The sequence below is a fragment of the Weissella halotolerans DSM 20190 genome (assembly GCF_000420365.1).
GTDB classification, from domain to species: domain Bacteria; phylum Bacillota; class Bacilli; order Lactobacillales; family Lactobacillaceae; genus Weissella; species Weissella halotolerans.
The window spans coordinates 108,975-134,484 of the sequence record NZ_ATUU01000003.1; the positions used below are offsets into that span (position 1 = coordinate 108,975).

General features: G+C 43.5%; 24 protein-coding genes and 1 tRNA gene. 24 read left to right on the forward strand and 1 reads right to left on the reverse strand.

Going from position 1 to position 25,510, the window contains the following annotated elements; all coding sequences use genetic code 11:
• The 24 genes from G414_RS0105260 (at nucleotide 1) to G414_RS0105375 (ending at nucleotide 25,290) form a co-directional block, all read left to right on the forward strand.
• A complete protein-coding gene (locus G414_RS0105260; RefSeq protein ID WP_027694557.1) occupies nucleotides 1-1,173 on the forward strand; it encodes a hydroxymethylglutaryl-CoA synthase in 1,173 nt (390 codons plus the stop codon).
• A gap of 111 nt (nucleotides 1,174-1,284) precedes the next feature.
• Entirely contained in the window at nucleotides 1,285-1,731 is a 447-nt protein-coding gene (locus G414_RS0105265; RefSeq protein WP_022791804.1) for a nucleoside 2-deoxyribosyltransferase, read from the forward strand.
• Between the two features lie 86 nt (nucleotides 1,732-1,817).
• Nucleotides 1,818-2,714, forward strand: coding sequence for an N-acetylmuramoyl-L-alanine amidase family protein (locus G414_RS0105270; protein ID WP_022791805.1), 897 nt, complete (start codon nucleotides 1,818-1,820; stop codon nucleotides 2,712-2,714).
• 310 nt (nucleotides 2,715-3,024) lie between these two features.
• On the forward strand, nucleotides 3,025-4,350 hold the full coding sequence (gene hisS, locus G414_RS0105275) for a histidine--tRNA ligase (protein WP_022791806.1): 1,326 nt from the start codon (nucleotides 3,025-3,027) through the stop codon (nucleotides 4,348-4,350).
• 1 nt (nucleotide 4,351) lies between these two features.
• Nucleotides 4,352-6,157 carry an aspartate--tRNA ligase gene (gene aspS, locus G414_RS0105280; protein ID WP_022791807.1) on the forward strand — a complete coding sequence of 602 codons (1,806 nt, stop codon included), beginning with the start codon at nucleotides 4,352-4,354 and terminating at the stop codon, nucleotides 6,155-6,157.
• 30 nt (nucleotides 6,158-6,187) lie between these two features.
• A complete protein-coding gene (locus G414_RS0105285) occupies nucleotides 6,188-7,069 on the forward strand; it encodes a YitT family protein (RefSeq protein WP_022791808.1) in 882 nt (293 codons plus the stop codon).
• Nucleotides 7,070-7,189: 120 nt separating this feature from the next.
• On the forward strand, nucleotides 7,190-7,375 hold the full coding sequence (rpsU, locus tag G414_RS0105290; protein WP_022791809.1) for a 30S ribosomal protein S21: 186 nt from the start codon (nucleotides 7,190-7,192) through the stop codon (nucleotides 7,373-7,375).
• 82 nt (nucleotides 7,376-7,457) lie between these two features.
• Nucleotides 7,458-7,901 carry a GatB/YqeY domain-containing protein gene (locus tag G414_RS0105295; protein ID WP_022791810.1) on the forward strand — a complete coding sequence of 148 codons (444 nt, stop codon included), beginning with the start codon at nucleotides 7,458-7,460 and terminating at the stop codon, nucleotides 7,899-7,901.
• 144 nt (nucleotides 7,902-8,045) lie between these two features.
• Nucleotides 8,046-8,957, forward strand: a complete 912-nt coding sequence (locus G414_RS0105300) for a PhoH family protein (RefSeq protein ID WP_051125798.1) — start codon at nucleotides 8,046-8,048, stop codon at nucleotides 8,955-8,957.
• A 25-nt stretch (nucleotides 8,958-8,982) separates the two neighbouring features.
• Nucleotides 8,983-9,465, forward strand: coding sequence for an rRNA maturation RNase YbeY (ybeY, locus tag G414_RS0105305; protein ID WP_027694559.1), 483 nt, complete (start codon nucleotides 8,983-8,985; stop codon nucleotides 9,463-9,465).
• Entirely contained in the window at nucleotides 9,449-9,865 is a 417-nt protein-coding gene (locus G414_RS0105310; RefSeq protein WP_022791813.1) for a diacylglycerol kinase family protein, read from the forward strand. The genes ybeY and G414_RS0105310 overlap by 17 nt, the downstream gene beginning before the upstream one ends.
• Nucleotides 9,866-9,894: 29 nt before the next feature.
• Nucleotides 9,895-10,803, forward strand: a complete 909-nt coding sequence (era, locus tag G414_RS0105315) for a GTPase Era (protein ID WP_022791814.1) — start codon at nucleotides 9,895-9,897, stop codon at nucleotides 10,801-10,803.
• A 47-nt stretch (nucleotides 10,804-10,850) separates the two neighbouring features.
• A complete protein-coding gene (gene recO, locus G414_RS0105320) occupies nucleotides 10,851-11,639 on the forward strand; it encodes a DNA repair protein RecO (protein ID WP_022791815.1) in 789 nt (262 codons plus the stop codon).
• A gap of 263 nt (nucleotides 11,640-11,902) precedes the next feature.
• The gene (gene glyQ, locus G414_RS0105325) at nucleotides 11,903-12,829 is read left to right on the forward strand and encodes a glycine--tRNA ligase subunit alpha (RefSeq protein ID WP_022791816.1); all 927 of its coding nucleotides are present in this window, start codon (nucleotides 11,903-11,905) and stop codon (nucleotides 12,827-12,829) included.
• Nucleotide 12,830: 1 nt separating this feature from the next.
• The gene (gene glyS / locus G414_RS0105330; RefSeq protein WP_022791817.1) at nucleotides 12,831-14,915 is read left to right on the forward strand and encodes a glycine--tRNA ligase subunit beta; all 2,085 of its coding nucleotides are present in this window, start codon (nucleotides 12,831-12,833) and stop codon (nucleotides 14,913-14,915) included.
• A gap of 66 nt (nucleotides 14,916-14,981) precedes the next feature.
• A tRNA-Ser gene (locus G414_RS0105335) sits at nucleotides 14,982-15,069 on the forward strand.
• 400 nt (nucleotides 15,070-15,469) lie between these two features.
• Entirely contained in the window at nucleotides 15,470-16,225 is a 756-nt protein-coding gene (locus G414_RS0105340) for a hypothetical protein (RefSeq protein ID WP_022791818.1), read from the forward strand.
• 118 nt (nucleotides 16,226-16,343) lie between these two features.
• Complete coding sequence (locus tag G414_RS0105345; protein WP_022791819.1) at nucleotides 16,344-16,793, forward strand: GNAT family N-acetyltransferase; 450 nt, start codon at nucleotides 16,344-16,346, stop codon at nucleotides 16,791-16,793.
• A 145-nt stretch (nucleotides 16,794-16,938) separates the two neighbouring features.
• On the forward strand, nucleotides 16,939-18,411 hold the full coding sequence (gene cls / locus G414_RS0105350) for a cardiolipin synthase (RefSeq protein WP_022791820.1): 1,473 nt from the start codon (nucleotides 16,939-16,941) through the stop codon (nucleotides 18,409-18,411).
• A gap of 149 nt (nucleotides 18,412-18,560) precedes the next feature.
• On the forward strand, nucleotides 18,561-19,532 hold the full coding sequence (locus G414_RS0105355; protein WP_022791821.1) for a TerC family protein: 972 nt from the start codon (nucleotides 18,561-18,563) through the stop codon (nucleotides 19,530-19,532).
• Nucleotides 19,533-19,667: 135 nt separating this feature from the next.
• Nucleotides 19,668-20,693 (forward strand): lactonase family protein, encoded by a 1,026-nt coding sequence (locus G414_RS0105360; RefSeq protein WP_022791822.1) that lies wholly within the window; start codon nucleotides 19,668-19,670, stop codon nucleotides 20,691-20,693.
• A gap of 23 nt (nucleotides 20,694-20,716) precedes the next feature.
• The gene (locus G414_RS0105365; RefSeq protein ID WP_022791823.1) at nucleotides 20,717-21,868 is read left to right on the forward strand and encodes an AI-2E family transporter; all 1,152 of its coding nucleotides are present in this window, start codon (nucleotides 20,717-20,719) and stop codon (nucleotides 21,866-21,868) included.
• Between the two features lie 134 nt (nucleotides 21,869-22,002).
• Nucleotides 22,003-22,518 (forward strand): tRNA (cytidine(34)-2'-O)-methyltransferase, encoded by a 516-nt coding sequence (locus tag G414_RS0105370; protein WP_022791824.1) that lies wholly within the window; start codon nucleotides 22,003-22,005, stop codon nucleotides 22,516-22,518.
• A gap of 36 nt (nucleotides 22,519-22,554) precedes the next feature.
• Nucleotides 22,555-25,290: an FtsK/SpoIIIE family DNA translocase gene (locus tag G414_RS0105375; protein WP_022791825.1), complete on the forward strand. Its 2,736-nt coding sequence runs from the start codon at nucleotides 22,555-22,557 to the stop codon at nucleotides 25,288-25,290.
• A gap of 57 nt (nucleotides 25,291-25,347) precedes the next feature.
• On the opposite strand, the gene G414_RS07740 is transcribed toward G414_RS0105375, so the two are convergent.
• Nucleotides 25,348-25,482, reverse strand: a complete 135-nt coding sequence (locus tag G414_RS07740) for a hypothetical protein (protein WP_022791826.1) — start codon at nucleotides 25,480-25,482, stop codon at nucleotides 25,348-25,350.
• Nucleotides 25,483-25,510: the final 28 nt, after the last annotated feature.

Consider the following 25,510-nt stretch of genomic DNA (forward strand, 5'->3'; position numbering starts at 1 on the left):
ATGACTGTTGGAATAGAAAAAATGCGTTTTGCAACAAGTAACCTCTATCTTGATATGACTGATTTGGCTCACGCTAGGGGTGAGGACCCTAATAAATATCTATTAGGTATTGGTCAAACTGAACAGGCCGTTGTACCACCAAGCCAAGATGCTGTGACCCTAGCAGCCAATGCGGCTGAGCAATTGTTAACTAAACAAGAACGGGCCGAAATAGCGGAAATCATAGTTGCCACTGAGTCAGGTGTTGATCATTCAAAATCGGTGGCCATCTATGTACAACGGTTATTAGAGTTGAATCGCTATGCGCGAGCCATTGAACTTAAGCAAGCCTGCTATTCTGGTACGTTTGGTTTAATGCAGGCCCGCGATTATGTGAGCCTACATCCAGATAAAAAAGTACTCGTCATTGCGACAGATATTGCACGGTACGGCCTGAATACTAGTGGTGAAGTAACTCAAGGTGCTGGAGCAGTGGCGATGTTAGTATCTGCTAATCCCCAGATTGCGGTTATTAATGACGACAGTCAATTTATGACTGCTGATATCATGGATTTCTGGCGGCCGGTTGATCATGATAAGGCATTGGTAGATGGCAAGTATTCGGCCAATGTTTATCGAGATTTCTTTAAAGAGGTCTGGCAACGTTACCAAGATACGACTGGATTGACATTGACTGATTTTGACGCCATGGTCTTTCATTTGCCCTTTACGAAAATGGGGTTGAAGGCATTGCGGGATGTGTTACCAGAAACGGATGAAGCACATGCGGCTAGCTTATTAGCCGCTTTTGAAGCTAGTCGGGTCTATAGTAAGCGGGTCGGTAATCTTTATACAGGGTCACTATATTTAAGTTTGTTATCGCTATTAGCGAATGATACCCAGCTAAGGGGCGGCCAGCGAATTGGTATGTTTTCGTATGGTTCTGGTGCAGAGGGTGAGTTTTTCAGTCTAACATTAGCACCCACTTTTAAAGCGGGACTAGATGTCCTTGGGATGGAAAAACTACTGGATCAACGGCAACAATTATCTGTACCGGCTTATGAAGAACTCTTTGAAGGCGCCCTTTGGGGGTCAGCTGATCAAAAAGCACAGAGTAAGCAGGATCCTGCTCATTTTGTTTTAACGGGTGTACAAAATCAACAGCGGCAGTATCGACGGCAAACGCGGGACTAATCTTCGGGTATGGCTGCTATAAATTAGATGAAGAACTTGTTTGTTCGGCATCTTTTGTATAAACTAAAGGACGATAACATACTTGTGCCAAAGCAAAGGAGCATAGACGTCATGGATAAGATGAAACTTTACCTAGCCGGTCCCTTTTTTGATCGTGAACAGATTGAACGGATTGAACGCGTAGAGCAGGCCTTAGCCACTAATGCCACGGTCGAAAAGGTATTTAGTCCCCGTAAGGCTGAAGCCAAACATCGTCAAGGGAGTCCAGAGTGGATACAAGAGATTTTTGAAATGGATCGGGAACACATTGATCAAGCCGATGTGATGTTGGCTGTGATTGACTATGAGGGAACCTATGTTGATCCAGGTACCGCTTGGGAAACTGGCTATGCTTGTGCTAAGGGGAAGCCAGTCATTTTGCTAAAAGAGAAAGCTGCTGGTACGATTAACTTGATGATGGGCGTACCTGCGCAGGCAGTGTTAACATCAGTAGCAGCTTTAACCAGCTATGATTTTATAACCTTACCGGAACAAGCTTGGACTGGTGATATGTTCTAAAAGTGGGCGGTAATGACAGATAAAAAACGTAGTGCCACTTGCTGGCACTTTTTTTCATGGTGTGTAGAAATGAATGAGGTGAAAGGTTGGACAAGGTAAAGGCATTAGGTCAGTGGGTGGTTAGTAGATTAGTCCATTTTTGGCTGCCGTTAGCAATCACGGGTTCTCTTTTAGGTGTAGCGGTTACGGTCACTGCAATTTTACTTTATAAGCAGCAAATTACAGTGCAAATTGCGAACCTACCAGTACGTGAACAGGGTAAAGTTACGGCTAAACGAGTTGGACTTTTAAGTCCAGGTGAGCACCTGCAAATTATTGGTCAAAAAAACAAGTGGTACCATGTGCGACGTGAAGATGAATCAACAGGCTGGGTAGCCAGTTGGTTAGTTGAACGCAAAAAGCCCTTAGCCAAAGTAACCCCCCTTTCAGAAACCACAATCGCTTTGGATGCGGGCCACGGCGGTTCTGACACCGGGGCTTTGTCCAATCAGGATCAGTATGAGAAAGATTATACCCTGGCCTTAGCGCGTCGGGTGAAAACACAGTTGGAAAAGCGCGGGGCCCGGGTAATTATGATTCGAAATCAAGATGTTTTAGTTCCGTTGGCACAAATTCCGCAGCAGGCTGAGGCTAAGCATGCCGATCTGTTCTTGTCATTTCATTTTGATTCAGCGCCGGAAAAAAATTCAGCTAGTGGTTATACGACCTACTACTATCATCAAGAAAATGGCTCTAAAGAGCTCGCAAACGCAGTCAATCAAGCATTGCAGTCTCGACTTCCCAATCAAATGCACAATAAAGGCATCGCTTTTGGTGATTATTTAGTATTACGTGACAATGACCTGCCGGCTATTTTGTTGGAAAATGGGTATATTAATTCTGATAAGGATTTTAAGCGCATTAAAACAAGTCAGTATCAAGAACAGATTGCCCGGGCGATTCCGCTGGGGTTGGATCATTATCTTAGCCAACAAATGCCCTAAATTGGATGATTGGGGCTTGACGAGATAGATTACCTATTAGATAATTAATGGATATTAAACACCGATGAGGAAGTTAATCTGACTAGCCATTAGTCTAGCGAGCAGGGGGTGGTGAAAGCCTGTCAATATGGATCAGAGGGACACTTCTTAGGTCACATTGTGCGGTTGTACACCGTTATCGTACGGTTAAAGATGATAAGACAAGGTGGTACCGTGCAAAAAAGCGCCCTTGATGACAGTTCAACTGTCGTCAAGGGCGCTTTTTTCAGTTAGGTCCATCAAGAAGAATAGATAAAAGAGGATGATAATAATGGCTAAAGCAAGTTTTCAAAAACCTAAGGGAACGGCAGACCTACTACCTGATGGGTCTTATCAGTGGCATTATGTGGAAGAAACTGCACGCTTATTGTTTGCTGATTATCAATATGAAGAAATTCGGACGCCAATGTTTGAGAGCTTTGACGTGTTTGCTCGGTCTGCAGGAGATACCTCGGATGTAGTAACCAAAGAGATGTATGACTTTTATGATAAAGGTGAGCGTCACGTTGCCTTGCGACCAGAAGGAACCGCTGGTGTGGTGCGCGCCTTCGTTGAAAATAAGCTCTATGGTCCAGAATATCCTAAGCCATATAAGGCTTTTTATATTGGTCCTATGTTTCGTTATGAACGCCCACAAGCTGGACGCATGCGTCAATTTCATCAGATTGGGGTGGAAGCGCTAGGCTCTGAATCACCGGCTTTAGATGCGGAAACAATTGCTATGGCAGTTGACTTTTTTCAAACATTAGGATTAAAAGATCTCAAAGTGACCATTAATTCATTAGGCGACCAAGCTTCACGAGCTGCTTATCGCCAGGCTTTAATTGACTATTTAACGCCCTTGGCCGATCAATTATCAGCAGACTCACAAGCCCGGTTAAGTAAAAACCCATTGCGTGTGTTGGACTCTAAGGACGCTCAGGACCAAGCAATTGTTGCCAAAGCGCCATCAATCTTAGATTATTTAAGCCCTGCTGCCCAGGAACATTGGACGGCCGTTCAGTCTTATTTAGATGCCTTGGGCATTGACTATGAGATTGATGCGACAACTGTACGGGGATTGGATTATTATAACCATACTATTTTTGAAATTATGACAAAAAGCAAAGCGCTCGGCCATGGATATACGACCATCGCTGGTGGTGGCCGTTATAATGGCTTAGTTGCTGAATTTGGTGGTCCTGAAGTGTCTGGCATGGGCTTTGGGATTGGGTTAGAACGCTTAATGTTATTACTAGCTGACCAACAGCTTTTAACGGCTACACAACCAAGCTTGGATGTTTACGTAGCCAACCAGGGGGCCGGGACAGACTTGGTAGCCATGCAAATGGTCCAGGCAGTGCGTTCATTTGGTTATCGCGCCGACCGAGACTATGAGAATCGTAAACTGAAAGGGCAGTTCAAGGCAGCTAACCGTTTGGGAGCCCGTTTTATTATTACCATTGGCGAACGTGAATTAGCGCAACAGACGGCCCATCTTAAAAATATGGCGACGTCAGCTGAACGTACGATTCCATTAGTTGATTTATACACTGCTTTACCAACTTACATTGAACCCACAGAAGAAGTGGTTGAAGTAGAAAGTGAGGATGAATAACATGACACGCACAAATTATGCAGGGTTAATTGATGAACAGTATTTAGGGCAAACGGTAACCTTAGATGGTTGGGTCCAAAAACGACGCGATTTAGGGGGCTTGATTTTTATTGATTTAAGAGACCGTGAGGGAATCGTGCAACTAGCATTTTCACCAGAGATTGATGCTGATGCATTGGCGTTAGCAGAAACGGTTCGTTCAGAATATGTGATTGAAGTGCAAGGGGTGGTTGCCAAGCGAGCGGCAGGGGCTGAAAATGAGCAGTTACGGTCGGGCAAGATTGAGGTCCAAGTACAGCACATTAAGATATTAGCTACGGCTAAAACCACGCCTTTTGCGATTGAAGATGGAGTTGAGGCTGCTGATGATTTAAGGTTAAAGTACCGCTACTTGGATTTGCGACGGCCTGAAATGCAACGCAATCTTAGAATTCGAGCCAAAATCACGGCGGCTACCCATGCCTTTTTAGATGGTCAAGGGTTTATTGATATTGAAACCCCATATTTGGCTAAGTCTACCCCTGAGGGGGCTCGTGACTATCTGGTACCTTCACGGATTTACCCAGGTTCTTTTTATGCATTGCCACAATCCCCACAGCTCTTTAAGCAATTGTTAATGGGAGCAGGTTTTGATCGTTATTATCAAGTAGCACGTGCTTTTCGTGATGAAGATTTACGTGGTGACCGGCAACCAGAATTCACCCAGTTAGACTTAGAAATGTCCTTTATGACCCAGTCAGAAATCATGGATCTAGTGAACCATTGGGTGGCTAATATTATGGCCCAAACGGTTGATTATCACCTGGATATCGATCAAATTCCAACCTTGGATTGGGCCGATGCGATGGCACGGTATGGCACTGATAAACCAGATTTGCGCTTTGGAATGGAACTCCAAGACTTAACGACTATCATGGCCGATGCTGAATTTGGTGTTTTTGCCAATGCGGTCAAAAATGGCGGTCAGGTAAAGGCAATTGTCGTCCCTGGTGGGGCCGCTGCTTATTCACGCAAAGATATTGATAAGCTGGCCAAGTATGTAGAACGCTTTGGTGCAAAGGGCTTATCCTGGTTGAAGGTGGATGAAGCAGGTGTTAAGGGTCCCATTGCTAAATTCCTTACAGCAAAAACAGACGACCTCTTAGCCAAGACTAAGGCTAAGGATGGTGATTTAATTCTGTTTGCGGCTGATCAAGCGCCAGTAGTAGCAGCGACACTTGATGCCTTAAGGCGGCAAACTGCACATGACTTAGATTTGATTGATCAGTCAAAGTGGGCCTTTGCTTGGATCGTTAATTGGCCTTTGTTTGAGTATCAACCAGATGAAAAGCGTTGGATTGCTGCGCATCATCCATTTACAATGCCAAATGAAGAAGATTTACCCCTGCTAGCTACTCCAGATGGCGCCCATAAAGCCCACGCCCAGTCCTATGATCTCGTCTTGAATGGGTACGAGCTTGGGTCCGGATCAATCCGTATTCATCGGATGGATATCCAAGAAAAGATGTTGGCAGCCCTAGGCTTTACCCCCGAAGCTGCCCAAAAGGCCTTTGGTTTCCTCTTAGAAGGCATGGAATACGGATTCCCACCTATGGGAGGGATTGCCTTAGGTTTGGATCGACTAGCTATGTTATTGGCGGGGCGTGATAATATTCGTGATGTGATTGCCTTCCCTAAGAATTCAAAGGCAACGGAGCCGATGACACAAGCTCCCACGCCAGTCTCGAAGGATCAGGTGGAAGCTGACTTGGGACTGAAGGCACCTGTTTATGATGATGGATCGATGCCTAACATGGCTGAAGAATAATCAAGCCTGAGATGCTTAATGGAGATATAAATGACGCAGTTAATACAATATTTTGATCGACATGAATTTTCGACCCGGGTCATGACCGCATTAATCTATGCGATTACATCAGCGGTGGCACTGAACTTCTTTTGGACCCCCGCGCATGTCTATTCATCTGGTTTTACTGGCCTAGCTCAGGTGTTAAATACATTAGGAACCCGCTTTTTACATGTAACGATTCCGGTGGGGCTCTTGTTGGTTTTACTAAATATTCCCTTATTGGTGATGGCCTATCGTGAATTAAGCAAACGGTTTGCCATGTTTACAGCCTTTGCCTTGTTTGCTGCGGCAACGGCCATGCGCTTAATTATGGGCCCTGCAGAACCTGTTAGTCAGGATCCATTGTTGTTAGCTCTTTTTGGTGGGGTGGTGAATGGGTTTGGTACCGGGTTAGCCTTGCGTAACGGTATTTCTACCGGGGGCCTGGATATTATTGGTATTTTTGTCCGCCGTCGGACTGGGATGCGAATGGGTGCGGTGAACTTACTCTTTAACTTTTTCATCTTGTTAGCTGCAGGAGCTCTCTTTGGCGTGCAGTTTGCGCTTTATACGATTATAACCTTAGTCGTTAATGCTTATATGATTGATGCCGTTTATACTCGCCAGCAACAATTACAAGTAATGATTGTCACCGAAAAGCCGGACCATGTGATTGCTTTTTTACAAAAGGAGTTGGGTCGTGGTATTACAGTTGTTCATGGAGCGGAGGGTGCTTTTTCTCACCATCCAAAGGAAGTCTTATTTACGGTCATTTCAGCCTATGAGCGCTATGACTTTCGGGATGCCTTGGCTCGGGCTGATGAGAAGGCATGGGCCTCTACCTGGCGGATTGAACGTATCTTAGGCCGCTTTCATGATACCAAGCTATAAGGACCGGCCTGCTTTTGTTAAATTAGCTTTGACTTTGAGTTAAAGTTTGTTAGAATAGATAAGAACAAAGTGTGCGACGTTATAGTTGAATTCTTCACACGAGAAGGGAGGGTAAACATTATGGCCAAGACTATTGTTCGCAAGAATGAGTCTCTTGATGATGCTCTCCGTCGTTTTAAGCGTGGTGTATCAAAGGATGGAATTTTGCAAGAATTCCGTAAGCGCGAATATTACATTAAGCCATCAGTTCAGCGTAAGTTGAAGTCTGAGGCTGCTCGTAAGCGCAAGAATAAGAAGGGACGTTAAACACTTCCTGACCGGGCTACCTATGGTGGTCCGGTTTTCTTTTAAGCTAGTTTTTTAGATGAACGACAGGGGGAGTTAAAATATGACTTTACAAGCAACGCTAACGACTGATATGAAGACTGCCATGAAAGCCCATGATAAAACGCAGTTAAGTGTGATTAGACTTTTAAAGGCCGCCTTAGCTAATGAAGAAATTAAAGTGGGGCATCCTTTAACAGATGATGAGGCGCTCACGGTAGTGGCCCGTGAGATGAAACAGCGCACAGATGAAAAGGCGGCCGATCTAGCAGCAAACAGACCTGATTTAGCGGAAGGTGTAACCGCACAAATAGCGGTTTTAGCCCACTATTTACCTGAACCACTATCAGCAACCGAATTGCAGGCCTTGGTAGACGCAACGGTAAAGTCAGTTGGTGCACAATCCAAAGCTGACATGGGAAAAGTAATGGGAGCCTTAATGCCTAAGGTTAAAGGTCGGGCAGATGGACAGACCGTTAAGGAACTCGTAATGGAGGCCTTAAGTTAAGTTAGTTAGAATTTCACGCGGGCGGGTCTCCCGATACATACTAAATTGCGGTATAATGACCGTGTACTGATTGAATAAAGAGGGGTTAGATTATTGACAAAACGAGTTGAAAAGACCTACCAATTTGAAAACCCTGAACAAGAGATGGGCTTGGTAGGACCAGCCGATGCTCATTTACGGTTACTAGAGGAGAGCTTAGGTACGCAGCTACGTGTATTTGGCGATCGTTTAACGATTGATGGTGACGATGAGCGGGTTATAATGACCTTAGCCATTGTTGAAAAGTTAACGGCAATTATCAAGCGGGGAGTAAAAATTGGCCCAGCTGATATCATTTCAGCTACTAGTATGGCTGAAAATGGCACCCTTGAGTATTTTGGAGATATGTATACAGAGACCCTACTCCATGATGCCAAAGGGCAGGCTGTGCGTGTTAAAAATTTTGGTCAACGTCAATATGTGCAAGCAATTGCACATCAAGACATCACCTTTGGAATCGGCCCGGCTGGAACAGGTAAAACATATTTAGCTGTTGCCATGGCGGTGGCGGCCTTAAAGCAGGGTAGTGTTGAGAAAATAATTATTTCACGGCCAGCCGTAGAAGCTGGTGAAAGCCTAGGGTTCTTGCCAGGTGATTTAAAGGAAAAGGTTGATCCTTATCTAAGGCCAATTTATGATGCCTTATATGCAATTTTGGGTAAAGAGCGGACTGATCGCTTATTAGAGCGGGAAACGATTGAAATTGCCCCTTTGGCTTATATGCGGGGCCGGACGTTAGACAATGCTTTCATCATTTTAGATGAGGCACAGAATACAACCCCGCCGCAGATGAAGATGTTTTTGACTCGACTAGGCTTTGGCTCAAAAATGGTTGTTAATGGTGACTTATCACAAGTCGATTTGCCAAGGTCAGTTACCTCTGGTTTGCGACAAGCAGCCCAAATCCTAGCTGCGGTGCCGCATATTCAAATGATTTACTTTAAAAATAGTGAAGTGGTCAGGCATGTTGCCAAAGTTGTGGCTGCTTATGACCAAGCTAGTGAAAACCTTAAATGAAAAAGAGATTGAAGGGGACAAAAAAATGGATTTAGCCATCATTGATAATTCAGAACCCGGTGTATTGTCTAAACACTTGCAACTGGTTCAAGACGTATTAGATTACGCAGGGCAGTATTTACAACTACCTGCTGGCACTGAAATGTCAGTAACCTTTGTGAATAACCCTGAGATTCGCTGGTATAACAAACATTATCGTGGTCTAGATAAACCAACTGACGTGATTTCGTTTGCCATTGAAGATGCTGATGATGATGTGCCAATTAACTTTGCTGACGATCAACCAGTCGCGTTAGCTAAAAATATTGGTGATATTATTGTGTCGGTTGATAAGATTGGTGAACAGGCCACGTATTTAGAACATTCCTATGAACGTGAACTTGGCTTTTTAGTTGTGCATGGTTTCTTACATTTAAATGGCTATGATCATATGATTAGTGATGAAGCTGAAAAGGAAATGTTTACGTTACAACGAGAAATTTTGAATAGCTATGGACTCACGCGATAAGCAAAGTAGACGCCGGCTAAGTCAAATTGATAAAAATACAAGTTTCCACCAGGCCTTCCATCATGCCGTAGATGGGATTGTGGAAGTATTAAGACGTGAGCGAAATATGCGTTATCACGTGGTGATGGCAATTTTTGTTTTAGCCATTGGCTTGTACCTTGGCCTAGGTCGATCAGATTGGATTTGGATAACGATTGCCTTTTTCATCGTTATCATGTCTGAATTTGTTAATACCATGGTTGAAGCGATTGTAGACTTAGCAGTTGGTCACCACTTTCATCCTTTGGCTAAGGTAGCTAAGGATGTAGCCGCTGGTGCTGTTTTGGTGGCGGCAACAACGGCAGTGGTGATCGGCCTATTAATATTTCAACCCTATCTCTTCCAACTGCTCGGTTGGTAGACAAGACATTATAAGAATGAGGATCATACATGAGTACTGAGGAATTTAAATCGGGGTTTGTTGCTTTAATTGGGCGGCCAAATGTCGGCAAGTCAACGTTGCTCAACCGCATGATTGGTGAAAAGATTGCCATCATGTCTTCTAAGGCCCAAACCACCCGTAACAAGATTGAAGGAATTTATACGACCTCAGAGGGTCAGGTGGTCTTCATGGATACGCCAGGAATTCATAAACCCCATAATGGTTTGGATGATTTCATGATTAAGACCGCGATGTCGGCCTTACGTGAAGCCGATTTAATCTGGTTAGTTGTGAATGCTGATGAACCGCGGGGTGCTGGTGATGACTTTATTATCAAGCGCTTGGCTGATGTTAAAACACCGGTTTATCTCGTGATTAATAAGATTGATTTGGTAAAGCCAGAAGCGCTATTAACCCAGATTGATGACTATCGTCAACAGTACGATTTTGCTGAAATTTTCCCTATTTCAGCGCGCAATGGGGATGGTGTTCAGGAACTCCTAGAATTAACGATGGACGGCCTAGAGCCTGGCCCACAATATTATCCGGCGGATCAAATTACCGATCATCCAGAACGTTTTTTGATTGGGGAATTAATTCGAGAAAAGGTATTGCAATTAACCCGTCAGGAAGTGCCACATTCAGTGGCGGTCGTCATTGATCAAATTGCTAGAGAACATGACGAGAAGTTACACATTCAGGCAACCATTGTGGTTGAACGGGCTTCACAAAAGAACATTGTGATTGGAAAAGGGGGCTCAATGATTAAAGAAATTGGCACCCGGGCCCGTAAAGATATGGAACGCTTGTTAGGTGAGAAAATTTATCTTGAACTCTGGGTGAAAGTGGAGGAACGGTGGCGTGATAAGCCCCAGGCTCTACAGTCTTATGGTTATAAGGAAGATTCGGATATTTAAAAGCAGGGGTGGCGTTTTGGCGCCGCCTTTTTCTTAGGAGGCGGAAAATGACAGAGGTATTTGATGCAGTCGTCATGTATCAGCGAAGTCACAAGGAACGTGACCTGTTAGTAAAAATGCTAACTAAACAGTATGGTAAGCGCATGTTTTACATTCGGAATGCCAAGGGGAAACGCTACCCCTATGCAGCTGATTTGCAACCATTAACCCGAGCCACCTATGAAGGGGTCATCCATCAAACCGGTCTAAGCTTTATTAATGATGTCAAGACTAGCACTTTGCCGATTCCTTTCTTGCAAGATGTTGAATTAAATGCCTATATGACTTATATACTGGGTCTCATTGACGCCGCCTTTGTCGATAACCAACCGCTTCCTTTTTGGTATGATCAGGCAGTAGTAGCTGAAGAAAAAATGATTGCTGGGGTTGATGCCCAAGGGCTTGCCAATTTCTTTGAAGTGAAATTATTGACTGATTTTGGTGTTCAACCGGAGTTTGGGGCTTGTGTCGTCTGTGGCCGTCAAGCGGGACCATTAGATTTTTCGATGGCCTACTCGGGGGCCTTGTGCGAACGTCATTGGCAGCTGGATGAACATCGTTTTCATTTGTCTGGCAAAGTACTACCAGTTTTAGCACGGCTAGCCCAACTAACTGACTTACGGCAACTTAACTCTTTATCTTTAAGCACAGAGACAAAACATGGTATGACTCAGGTATTAGATGCTATTTATGATGATCAAGTGGGGGTTCAATTAAAGGCAAAACGCTTTATTCAGCAATTACATCAATGGGATCAACGCTTACAAAAAAGACCAGGTCACGTAGATGAAGCCTGAAGAAAGATTGACTTTTAAAGCAATCTGAGTAAAATACTAGGTATAGATGTTGATGACAAAGGAAAGTCTGATTGCAGCGATTTACCGGTGGTGTGAGGGTAAAAAAGACGAGGGCATTGTCGGAGTCCAAAAGATGAATCATGAAGCTGCCAATCTGTTGATTGGAAGTAGGGTGGAACCGCGAATTAATCGTCCCTGCATTAGATACTGTTGTGTCTAGTGCAGGGCTTTTTAGTGTCGTATATAAAGGAAGGATGAGGAGCATGACAACCAAGTTGAGTGTGCAAGATATTATCTTGACGTTGCAAACTTTTTGGGCTGACCAAGGGGCAATGCTAATGCAAGCTTATGATACAGAAAAAGGGGCTGGAACCATGAGCCCATATACATTTTTGCGAGCCAATGGTCCTGAACCATGGCATGCAGCTTATGTGGAGCCATCCCGACGCCCAGCAGACGGGCGTTACGGGGATAACCCTAACCGGCTTTATCAACATCATCAATTTCAGGTGGTAATGAAACCATCACCTGATAATATTCAAGAACTTTATCTTCAATCGCTGGCCGCATTAGGAATTAATCCTTTGGAACATGATATTCGGTTTGTTGAGGATAATTGGGAAAATCCATCTATGGGCGCTGCCGGAATTGGTTGGGAAATTTGGCTTGATGGTATGGAGGTGACGCAGTTCACTTATTTCCAACAAGTTGGTGGGATTCAAGTAGATGCTGTAACAGCTGAGATTACCTATGGGCTAGAACGTTTAGCTTCTTATATTCAAGACGTGCCAACCGTTTATGACTTAGAGTGGGGTCATGGTGTGCTTTACGGTGATATCTTCAAGGAGCCTGAATTTGAACAGTCAACGTATGCTTTTGATACCTCTGATGCGCAAATGTTGTTAGCTCATTTTAATGAGTATGAAGCTGAGGCCAAACGAGCCTTAGACCATAATTTAGTTCATCCAGCTTATGATTATATTTTAAAGTCTTCACATACCTTTAATCTGTTGGATGCACGTGGGGTAGTATCCGTTACCGAGCGGGCTAAATATTTGAGTCGTATTCGCAAGATGGCCCGTACGGTTGCTAAAGAGTTTATTGCTGAGCGTAAGAAACTGGGCTATCCACTACTGAAGGATGAAACACTACGAGCCAAGTATTTACCTGAAGAAGAGGAGGCAAAGTAAAATGGCAGATTTTTTGCTTGAAATTGGTTTGGAAGAGATGCCCGCACATTTAGTGACGCCGGCCGAAGAACAATTAGTTGATCGGATGCAAACCTTTTTGACAGACCAACGGTTACCACATGGTGCAATTAAGGCCTACTCGACTCCTCGGCGTTTGGCAATCTTGGTTCAAGACCTTGCAGAGCGGGCAAAGGATAATGAAGAAGAAGTTAAAGGCCCCGCAAAAAAGGCAGCCTTTGATGAGACTGGAGCCTACTCACGAGCTGCACAAGGGTTTGCCAGAGGTCAGGGCCTGACTACTGATGATATTTACTTTAAGGAATTTAAAGGCCAAGAATATGTGTACGTTAAAAAGTTTGAGGCTGGTCAACCCGCTGCTGAAGTCTTAAAAGGCGTTAAGGACGTGGTGGCAGCGATGACCTTCCCAACAACCATGCGTTGGGGTCGACATGACTTTGAATATATTCGACCAATTCGGTGGCTCGTAGCCCTTCTAGATGATCAAGTAGTGCCATTTAGTTTGGTTGGGGTAACAACGGATCGGACAAGTCGTGGTCACCGCTTCTTAGGTCATGCAGTAAACCTAAAGCAAGCCGCTGATTACCAGGAACAATTAGCTGCTTCCTTTGTACAAGTCGATGCAAAAGCCCGTAAAGATGCGATTTGGCAGCAAATTGAACATTTGGCTCAGGAGCAACACTGGCAGGTAGTGCCAGATGCTGACTTACTTGAAGAAGTGAACAACCTGGTTGAGTATCCAACTGCCTTTGCGGGTGATTTTGATCCAAAGTATCTACTGTTACCTGATGAAGTTCTCATTACGTCAATGCGCGAGCATCAACGTTTCTTCCATGTGGTTGATGACCAAGGACAGCTATTACCGCATTTTATTTCAGTTCGGAATGGAAATGCAGACTTTATTGATAATGTGATTGCTGGTAATGAAAAGGTCTTGGTGGCACGGTTAGAAGATGCTGCTTTCTTCTATCAAGAGGATCAAAAGCATACTATTGATGAATATAATGCTAAGCTAGAACAGGTTTCTTTCCATGCCAAACTAGGTTCACTAGCTAGTCATACGCGTCGCACCCAAGTGTTGGCGGCGTTAATTGCTGACCGGCTTCAGTTGGATCAGGCAGAACGTGCGCAACTCGCGCGTGCGGCTACAATTTACAAGTTTGACCTGATGACTGGCATGGTTGGTGAATTTGATGAACTTCAAGGCGTTATGGGTGAAAAATATGCCCGTCTCTTTGGTGAGGATCCAGCCGTTGCCGTAGCAATTCGCGAACATTATATGCCAACGAGTGCTGATGGCAAGCTACCAGCGTCAATGCTCGGCAAAGTTTTGGCCTTAGCTGATAAGTTAGAAACAGTGCTATCATTCTTTGCAGGGGGCATGCAACCATCAGGTTCCAATGATCCTTATGCTTTGCGCCGAGCAGCCTCAGGGGTTGTAAATATCCTCGTTGCTAATGACTGGACATTTTCACTTGAACAGCTCTTAAATGATTTTATTGTGAAAATTGTTCGACAGGATGACCGTTTTGGATTACCTAATGAAGTTGCAGCTGAACTAACAGGACAGGTTGCTGATGTCTTGGACTTCTTGACGGATCGCGTAGTTAAAGCACTGCATAAAAAGGGCGTAAGACGCGATGTGATTGCAGCCGTGACCGAAAATGGCTTTACTAATCCGGCCCAAATGACCATATCAGCAGAGGTTATCTTAGCGCACCAGACTGAAGCGGATTTTCGGATCGGGGTGGAAGCATTGACCCGGATTATGCGCTTGACCCAAAAGAATCCTGAAAGTGGACAAGTACAACCAAACTTATTTGAGAATGAAGCTGAACAAGCCCTTTATGATGCTGTTTTGCCGTTGACTAAGGAAACTGATCTTAACCAGTTGTTAACTGACTTATTGGGGTTGCACACGGTAATTGGCGCTTACTTTGATCAAACCATGGTTATGGTTGACGATGAGCAGTTAAAAGCAAATCGTCTAGCTACCTTGGCCTTAGTTAGTCAGCAAGCGGCCCGGATTGCTAACTTTGTTCAATTGGATGTAAAGAGTAATTCGTAATCTTTGCTTGGCAAGCAATAAAAAGTTATGTATAATGCTATTGGGACTTGGTCCCGATAACATTTTGGGGATGTACTCAAGTGGCTGAAGAGGCGCCCTTGGAAAGGGCGTAGGTCGGGCAACTGGCGCGGGGGTTCGAATCCCCCCATCTCCGTTATATTGAATTTCTGTATTTTACTTAAAATGCTTTCAAACCGCTATCTATAGGCTTTCAAATGGCTTTGGATAGCGGTTTTTATTTTGTGAAAAATCACTTATCTCCCGAATTATTTGCCATATAATTTTCCACTTAAAGTGTACCGGGCTTGACTTATTAAATCCAACGCCTTTAACGCTCTTTGAGAGTGTTTGAATATGCTCTGCCTAAAATGTCATTAATCGGAGGCTATAGGCCACTAATTGATCTGGTATTGCGATTTTTTAGTGTGATTATTAGAGATTTGAAATCAAGTCAAGCCATAACGGCGCCTATTCATCGTTAGATGTTGGATAGGTACCAGTTTAAATATTGAGTTATGATATAATTTGGATAGACTTTGCTAGGGAGAAGGGAAATGACAGAAGAGGATTATTCACGAATTGAAAAGTATCGAAAAAGGCGGGCTCAGGCGCAAGAAACTGAACCCTCCTACGCATATTCAAATATGCATACTTATGCCTTTTACCGCAAGAGGCGACATGAGCGTCGGTGGCGACCAGCTTATTTAGTAGCCCGGCGTCGTCATTGGTTACAAATACTCACTAGTGCGCTGGGCGTTGCCCTGTTGCTAGGGGCAGGGTTGTTTGTATTAGGCCAAGACCAACATACTAAAAGTCCAGAAAGATCTGGTGACCAGTCGATTAGCAAACAGGCGTCGTCTACATCGTCTACTGAGCAATCATCAGGAACCAGTCAGTTAAGTGCAAGCCAAACGACAGCAACTCCTGTGTTTACTAAATTATCAATGACGCAGCAACGGAATATTTTAAAAGAGTGGGCCTTGGATTACGCTAAGCAGGTGGGCCATTTTGGGATTGATGATGAAGGCAATCTGATCCCTTATCGACCATTACCAGTGTCACAAGTTAAACTGACCGAAATACATAATGGTTTTGAATTAACTACACCGGCCTTTGGCAAGTTGAATCCACAGCAATTGGAAGCGGGGAAGATGATGGCTGATATTTATTCTGATTTGCCTGATTGGTCTTATCGGATTATTGATCAACATAATGGTCGTTGGGAACTTTGGCAAAGTACCTCAGGTGTACAGGTTGAGCCTGATACAATCGTGACGGATGAAGACTTAATGCAACGCTACGTTGATTAGGATTGTCAACCTAATTGATTGAGAAGAAGTGATTGGGCTGTGGCCCATAATAGAAATAAGCTCAGCTTTAGGGCTGTATATAAAGAAATTAAAAAGTAACGGCAGGTGACAATAAAAAATGGAAAATTATCAGGTTAGTGTTAAAAAAACTGATGCGCTGTCACCAACTGAATTGTTAACGATTATGCAAGAGCGGGTAAGGGTATTTGTTGTAGAGCAAGCCTGTCCCTATCAGGAAATTGATGGTCAAGATGAAATGGCCTTGCATGTTTGTTTTTGGCAGGGAAGTGAGTTGGTGGCCTATGCACGTGTCATCCCGCATTTAGATGGTCGCCACATTAGCTTTGGCCGTGTCCTGGTCAAAGCACCTTACCGCGGCCAAGAATTAGGTAAAGCGTTAATCAGGCGGACCCTTGCTGAAATAAAGAACCGCTTTCCACAGCAAGAAGTTCAAATTGCGGCGCAAGCTTATTTAACGTCGTTTTATGCGACATTTGGGTTTACTGCCATTTCAAGTCCTTATTTGGAAGATGGGATTCTCCATATTGATATGGTAAGACCCAGCTAGTTACTTGCATTTTTTTAAAGATAGGCATGAGAGTTTTAAGAATTATACCTGGTGACTAGACAAGATCCCCAGTGAACAGCATACTTAGGCATTAGAATGTGATTGTGACGGGATTATTTAACTAGTAGTCAGTATGGGGGATGAAATGATAGTGGAATGGACAACACTTTTAAATATTATTGTGATTATCAATGCGGGCTTAGCCATCTTTACTGTGTTTCGACAGCCCCGTGATATTGCAGCTACGTGGGCGTGGTTGCTTTTACTCGTATTTTTGCCAATTTTAGGCTTTTTTATCTATTCCTTTTTTGGCCGGCGCTTGCCCAAAAAGACGGTCTTTCCATTACCAGTAACGGTGCAAGAACGGTTGCAACGAACCTTTGATCAGCAAAAGAGTCAGTTGGGAAGGCTCGATGTAACTGAGAATCCTAATAATGCATTAATTAATGATGCTAGCGGGATGGCTGAAATGTTTATGAATATTGATACAGCTCCTCTTTTAGGACAGAACGAGATAGAAACCTTTACTGGAGGCAAGCCATTTATGGAGGCTGTGCTCAAGGATATTGATCAGGCTAAGCAGTCTATTCATATTGAATTCTATACTTTTTATGCCGATAAAATTGGGCAAAAGGTCTTGGACCATTTAGTTGCTAAGGCAAAGGCTGGAGTCGCAGTGAGGGTCTTGTATGATTCATGGGGATCAATGGGGACGACCAAGCAGTTTTTCCAACCTCTTTTTGATGCTGGTGGATGGGCTTATCCTTTTTTACGGAATGAATTGAATGTGATTGACATGCGAGCAAACTTCCGTGATCATCATAAGATTATTACAATTGATGGGACTTATGGCTACATTGGTGGGCTCAATATTGGTGACCAGTATATGGGCTGGGATCCAAAGTTTGGTAATTGGCGTGATTGTTCAATTCGTATTCACGGGCAGGGTGTGCATGGATTACAGACCAAGTTTTTAACTTCTTGGAATGCAACGGTATCTGAACAACCAATCAATCCGGCCACTGAAGCCGAATGGGCGAGCTACTATCCCACAGTTTCGACGGCTGGACAGGCTGTGATGCAAATTGTTTCGAGTGGTCCTGATTCAAGCATGGAACAAATTAAAATGGGTTATTTAAAATTAATTCAGTTAGCTAAGCATTCTATAAAAATCACAACGCCCTATCTTATTCCTGATCCTTCGGTGCTTGATGCCTTGAAGATTGCAGTTAAGTCGGGGGTGCAAGTTGAGATTGTAACACCTGATATGCCGGATCATCCCTTTGTTTACCGGGCGACACAGTATTATTCTTGGCAGTTATCTAAGCTTGGCATCAAGGTTTACGCTTACAACAAGGGCTTTATGCATGCAAAGACAATCGTAGTTGATGGAAAGTATGTATCGGTTGGCTCAGCTAATTTAGATTACCGGAGTTTTGAACTCAATTTTGAAGCAAATGCCTTTGTTTACGATGAGACTTTGGCAAGGCAGATGGTGGCTATTTTTGCGGAAAACATTGCTGACAGTACTTTGCAAACGGATGATATTTTGGCAGCCCAATCACTATGGTTGACGATCAAACAGCACTTCAGTCGCTTATTATCACCTTTATTGTAAGTGTCAAGACCGGTTAGCAACCGGTCTTTTTTAATTAGTAGTACCTTAATTGGGTTAAATTTTAGGTCTATTTAAGTTTAGACCGTATAATCAGTCAGACTAGGAATAATTGTAGAGATTCCTTGCGCAAGTAGGAAAGATGGTTTGTTATGACAGTAAGTATTGGCTACTGGATTGCTTTTTTTGTTTTTATTTTAATCATGTTAGCCTTGGATTTGGGTGTTTTTCATAAGGGAAATGAAGCACCAAGTATGAAATCGTCCTTATTATGGACGGGTTTTTGGATTGGGTTAGCCTTTGTTTTTGCAGCTGGTCTCTGGTTTTTTGCCGGCCAAGGACCAGCGGTTGACTTTGTGACTGGATACCTATTAGAAAAGTCCCTAAGTATTGATAATCTCTTTATCTTTATCTTGGTATTTTCATTTTTTGGTATCGAAACGAAGTATCAACACCGGCTCCTCTTTTGGGGTGTTTTCGGGGCCTTAGTGATGCGGGTAATCTTTATCTTTGGGGGTGCAGCGTTATTGCACCGGTTCGCCTGGTTAATGTATGTCTTTGGTGCCTTCCTAATCATTACCGGAGTGAAAATGTTTTTTGAACGTGATGAGGAAAAGGACTTAAGCCAAAGTGGTATCATTAAGGCGCTGCGACGGTGGTTGCCAGTTAAAGAAGACGTGCGTGAACCACATTTTATTGTTAAGGAACAGGGGAAGTGGTATGCAACGCAGTTCCTATTGGCGCTTTTATTTATTGAAGCGACGGACTTACTCTTTGCAGTAGATTCAATTCCTGCTGTATTAGCCGTTACACAAGATACGTTCATTGTGGTTACGTCAAATATTTTCGCTATTATGGGCTTACGGTCACTTTATTTTGCCTTAGCTGGCTTGCTGCCAATGTTTCGCTACATCAAGTATGGTTTAGCAGGAATTTTAGCCTTCATAGGGTTTAAGATGATTTTAAATGAGGGTAGCAAGATGTTTAACTGGCCTTTGGATATATCAAATATGATGTCGCTTGCAGTGGTGGTTGCCTTGTTAACCCTTTCAATTTTAGCTTCAATTTGGGTATCACGGCGTGAAGCCAAGCAAAAGCGGGCGCAACGAATGTTAAATAAATAGTCATTGTAAGATTAAACAAACAGTCAACCGTCTGACTGTTTGTTTTTTTGTGAGCAAACTAAGGTGTAACCCTTTTCATTATGGTATACTTACTAGGTAAAAGCTGATCACTGTGATTGAGGGAGGATGGAAATTATGGATAAAGTGTTAATTGGTACCTATACGATGGGTGCATCAAAAGGAATCTATGAACTGGATTTTGATGATGAAAATGGCTATATTTCAAATGTACGTAATATTGCCCAACTGGGTTCACCAACATACCTAGCCGTAAGTGCCGCTGATAAATTGTATACAGTTGACCGTGATGGAGATCATGGTGGACTTGCTGTTTATGATTTTAGCAAGGATGGCGAAACAGAGTTTATTGCAAGTTACATGGAGGGCGGTTCATCGCCAGCCTACGTTGCCGTCGATGAACAACGGCAGCTAGTTTATACTGCTAATTATCATAAGGGAACTGTGAAAGTCTTTGCAATTCACGATGATGGTACTTTGACATTGACGGATAGTTTTAAGTCATCGGGTCAAGGTCCGCGTCCAGAACAAGACAAATCCCACATTCATTTTGCTAATTTAACACCTGATAACCGCTTAGTGGCAGTTGACTTGGGCACTGATAAAGTCTTTACCTTTGATGTGTCAGCTGAAGGTAAATTAACGCAGGTTGCCGAATATAACGCTGAATCTGGCTTCGGGCCACGCCATATTCGTTTTAGTAAGGATGGCCAATATGCTTATCTCTTAGGTGAATTATCATCGAAATTAGCCGTTTTGAAGTATAATCAGCATGATGGTACTTTTAAGCTGTTGCAAGAGATTAGTACGATTCCTACAGATTGGCATAAGCATAATGGGGCTGCTGCTATTTATGTATCAGACGATGGTCACTTTATTTATACCTCAAACCGTGGTCATAATAGTATCGCGGTCTTTGAAATTAAGGATGGGGGAGCTAAGGTTGAGCGTATTCAATTAATTTCCTCAGAAGGTGATTTTCCGCGTGACTTCGCTTTGTCACCATCGAATCGGTACCTAATTGTGGCTAATCAAAATACTGACAATCTATCAGTCTACGAACGAAGTTCAAAAACTGGTAAGTTAACCTTAATTCAAAAGAACTTTGTTGTCCCTGAAGGTGTACGGGTCGTCTTTAAATAAGGGCAGCAAGATAGGAAGTTAACATGCAAAATCAAAATGGACAGGCGACTTGGTTTAGACGCTGGGTTTTGGATAATAAGGTGGTTGCAGGGCTTATTGTGGGGCTAGTGATTTTAGCCACCATCTATATGCTGAACAAGGTTAGCTTTATTTTCGATCCGGTGGTTAAATTTTTAGGTGTGGTTGCGGGTCCAATTTTATTGGCGACTGCTTTTTATTACCTGTTAAATCCTTTAGTCAATTGGACTGAGCGGCGGCTACATTTGAAAAGAATGTGGACCATCTTAATCATCTTTACTGTTTTGTTGGGGCTGATTATTTGGGGCTTGGCCGTCTTCATTCCCTGGTTGGGGACACAAATTAGTAGTTTTGCTAGTCATATTCCTGCTTATTGGCATAAGGTTAATCAGGTGGTCGAGCAATATAGTCGCCAAGACTATGCACCACAAGCAGATGCTTTAGTGAAAAAAACTAGTGCTGAGGCAATGACATGGGTGCAAAGTTTGAACTTATCCGAAACATCAAAGGGCTTATCTAGTGTTGGTAGCCTTTTGGGTTCAGTGGTCGGGGTAGTGGTAACCTTAGTGACCTTTCCGGTGATTCTTTATTACCTCTTGCAGGATGGGGCCCGGTTACCTCATTATGTAGGCCAATTTTTGCCACCACGCTTACAACCTAGTTTTTACAGCACGTTAACGGAAATTAACCAGCAAATTTCAAATTATGTGCGGGGCACCTTAGCGGTCTGTTTTGCAGTTATGATTATGTTTGGAATTGGGTATACTGTCATTGGTTTGCCCTATGGCTGGCTGTTAGCTGTTATTGCCGGTTTATGCAATATCATCCCCTTTATTGGGTCCGCTCTGGCCTTGGTACCTGCTTTTGCTGTGGCCTTATCAGGGAATTTCATGCTGGTTGTGCAAGTCTTTATCGTCTTTTTAATCGAGCAAACGCTTGAGAGTCGGGTTGTATCACCTAAATTAATGGGGCATTCTCTGCACATTCACCCGGTCACGGTCCTGATGATTTTACTATCAGCAGGGACAGTCTTTGGCGTCTTAGGTGTGGTATTAGGGATTCCAGTTTATGCTGTTTTGAAGGTGCTGTGTTCGCGATTATATCGTTGGTGGCGCCATGTTTCGAGTCTCTATCCGGACGGAAATACTAAGGAATAAGGTATGGCGTCCTAAGTTTGGGTTAAAAACTTTAATAAGATTATTTAGGGATAGCACGAGCCTTTTTAGGTTCGTGCTATACTTTTTTATGAGTTTGTTTTACACAAAAAGAAAAAAGAGGAATTTAGTGTGTCATGAGTACAAATCATATTGTCTTATTTGAGCCCCTAATGCCTGCCAATACTGGTAATATTGCGCGAACGGCTACAGGAACCAATACGAAACTACATCTGATTGAGCCTTTAGGGTTTAAATTAGATGATAAGCATGTTAAACGAGCAGGCTTGGATTACTGGGATAACGTTGATCTAACTGTCCATAAAAACTTGCCGGCTTTTATGGCAACGCTAACCGACAATGATGAATTATTCTTAATTTCTAAGTTTGCTCCTCGAGCTTACCATCAAGCCGATTACACGCAACCTGATCACGACTATTACTTTTTATTCGGTAAAGAAACGACCGGCCTACCTGCCCCCTTTATGCGGGAACATGCAGATGAAGCTCTTCGGATTCCACAAAATGATGAACATATTCGTTCTCTTAATCTATCTAATACAGTTTCCATCATCATTTATGAGGCCTTGCGGCAACAAAATTTCCCACAGTTAGACCTCACGCATACCTATGGCTACGATAAGTTGAAATAAAAAATACACGGTCGCTATAGATAGAAAGGAGGCGCGATGACCCAAAAAAAGACAACGGCAGCACGTAAACGACCGGCCACGACGCGTAAACGAAAAACTAACCGCAAGAAAAAGGGCACAGCTACCTGGTTACACGAACGGGGACCACAGTTAGTGGGCCTGGTGATAACCCTCATCATTCTTTTAGCAATTGGTAAGGTTGGGTTAATCGGTAAATTACTTGCAAATGGATGGCGTTGGTTATTAGGGGATGCCTATCAATTTGCGCTAGTCTTATTGTTAATCCCACTGTTGGTGGTCGTAGCCTATGGTAAGTGGCCTAAACGCTTTAAAGCTCATGTTTATGTAGGCCTACTATTAGCCGGGGTGGGTGTTTTATTGGTCAATACTATTTTATTATTTACTAAGTTAGATATGCATACCCATATGGTAGCCAAAATTGGGGTCCTCGTTAATCAAGATATTCTTAACCAATCAACGCAGACGCCAGTTGGCGGTGGTGTTCTAGGGGCCTTTTTGTATCAAGGTATTTATACGTTGCTGGGCAATATGGGGGCCTGGCTTGTTGCGGTTCTCTGCATAATTTTCGGCTTGGTAACGCTTTTTAAATTACCTGTGCGGGAAGTTTTTGATAATCTGTTTAACTTAGCAGAAGGGACGGGGGATTTTGTCCAAGCCCAGGCAGTTTCCGTTCACGAATCGGTTACTGAAAAGGTCGCTTCTTTCAAGGAGCGCCAGCAGGCTGCTATGCAGGATGTATTCAAGGATGACCCTTTTGGGGCTTCCGATACAAATGAGACAGAAAAGCCAGCCAAAGCAACGGCTAGTAACGTGGTACCAACTACTTCGCCTGATAAACAGGCCGATTTAGATTCCTTAGCTGCGACGGCTAGTGAATTTCAAATGCCTGAAATTATAGCGCCAAAACCGCACCATGAGGCTGAGAAAGCTTCACTTGCGGTTGCACCTACAGTGACCCAAACGGTGGATCAACAAGCCAGCCAAGACCAGCTACAAGCGCAGACTAATCAGTTTGATCCTGAAGGTGTTGTCCAGGCTGAACAAGAAAAGGTTTCACCGGTTACCTATGGAGTGGAGCTAGATGACGATGTTGATCCAGCGCAAGCAGTATTGACCCATGCTGATATACTAGGCCATCAAGCAGATGAAAAGCCTAGTCAGCAGGCAAAGACTACTAATGTGGGGCATGTGGAACCGTCTACCATTTCAGAGCCCACAGAGGATGTTGATGCCAGTGGTTTAGCAACCGTGGTTGACGACCGGCATTATCAATTGCCTTCAACCCAGTTACTTACCCAAGTAACGTCAACGGATCAATCAGCTGAACGGGATGCATTGAATGAAAAAGCACGGATTTTACATGAAACATTAAAGAGCTTTCATATCAATGCCACAGTGGAAAAGGTAGTCCTTGGTCCTACGGTTACGCAATATGAAATTAAACCAGCCGTGGGGGTTAAAGTATCCAAGATTTTGAATCTAGCTGATGACTTGGCCTTATCCTTGGCTGCTAAGTCATTACGAATTGAAGCGCCTATTCCTGGTAAAAATGTGGTTGGGATTGAAGTAGCTAACGACCAGCAAGCCGTAGTTGGATTTCGCGATATGGTTGAAGAAGCGGGAGCAGATGTTAAGCATCCATTGGTGGTGCCAATTGGTCGTGGTGTCACCAGCGGTGTAGTCAAGATGGATTTAACTAAGATGCCACACTTGTTGATTGCCGGTTCGACCGGTTCTGGGAAATCGGTGGCCATTAATGGTATCTTGGCTTCCATTCTCCTTCAGGCTAAACCTAGTCAAGTACGGTTAATGTTAGTGGATCCAAAAAAGGTTGAATTATCCGTATATAATGACATTCCACATTTGATTACGCCGGTTGTGTCAGATCCAAAAAAGGCCGCCTTGGGATTGAAAAAGGTGGTGGCCGAGATGGACCGGCGCTTTAAGCTCTTAGCCCAAGAAGGGGTGCGTAATATTGATGGGTATAACCGTTGGGTTGAACGGCAAATGAAAAAGGATCCGCATACGGTATTGCAAAAGATGCCTTACCTGGTAGTGGTAATCGATGAGTTAGCAGATTTGATGATGACGTCAGCGGTTTCAAATGATGTTGAAAATGCCATCGTCCGAATTGCACAATTAGGACGTGCCGCTGGTATTCATATGATTGTCGCTACTCAGCGCCCTTCCGTTGATATTATTACCGGTTTAATTAAGGCTAATGTTCCTTCACGAATGGCCTTTGCGGTATCATCGGGTATTGACTCGCGGACCATTTTGGATACTAATGGGGCAGAGAAACTCTTAGGTCGTGGTGACATGCTCTTTGCGCCGATTGGTGCTAGTGGTCCCCAACGGGTCCAAGGTGCCTTTATATCAGATGAAGATGTAGAGAATTTGACTGATTTTATTAAGGATCAAGCTGAGGCACAGTATGATGAAAGTATGACGGTTTCAGATGAAGAAGTGAAACATTTAGATCAGGGTAATGATGACGTCGATAGTCTAGATGAACTTTGGGATGATGTTTTAGTCTTCATTTTACGGGCCAATGGTGCGTCAACCTCATCAATTCAGCGCCACTTTAAAATTGGTTATAATCGGGCGGGTCGGATTATGGATGATTTGACAGACCGGGGATTGATTGGTGGACCAAATGGTTCTAAACCACGAGAAATTCATTTTACGGCTGAAATGCTACCTACTTTACAGCGGGCGGCACAGAGCCAGGATGCAAGTAAGTTGAACTAACTAAAAAAGGACCCCGTTACACTCATGTAACGGGGTCCTTTTTTTAGTTAGGATAGACTAGTGATCTGTCTTCCCTTTATCTTGGCCTAAAAACCGTTTGGCATCAGACTTTTTATTATCTAAAGCTGGAATGTTGAACATATCTTCGACTTGTTTATCGAGTTCGTTGTTACGCTTAGTTAATAGTCCCATAGATAGGTTGTCCTCCTCGCCGTTAATT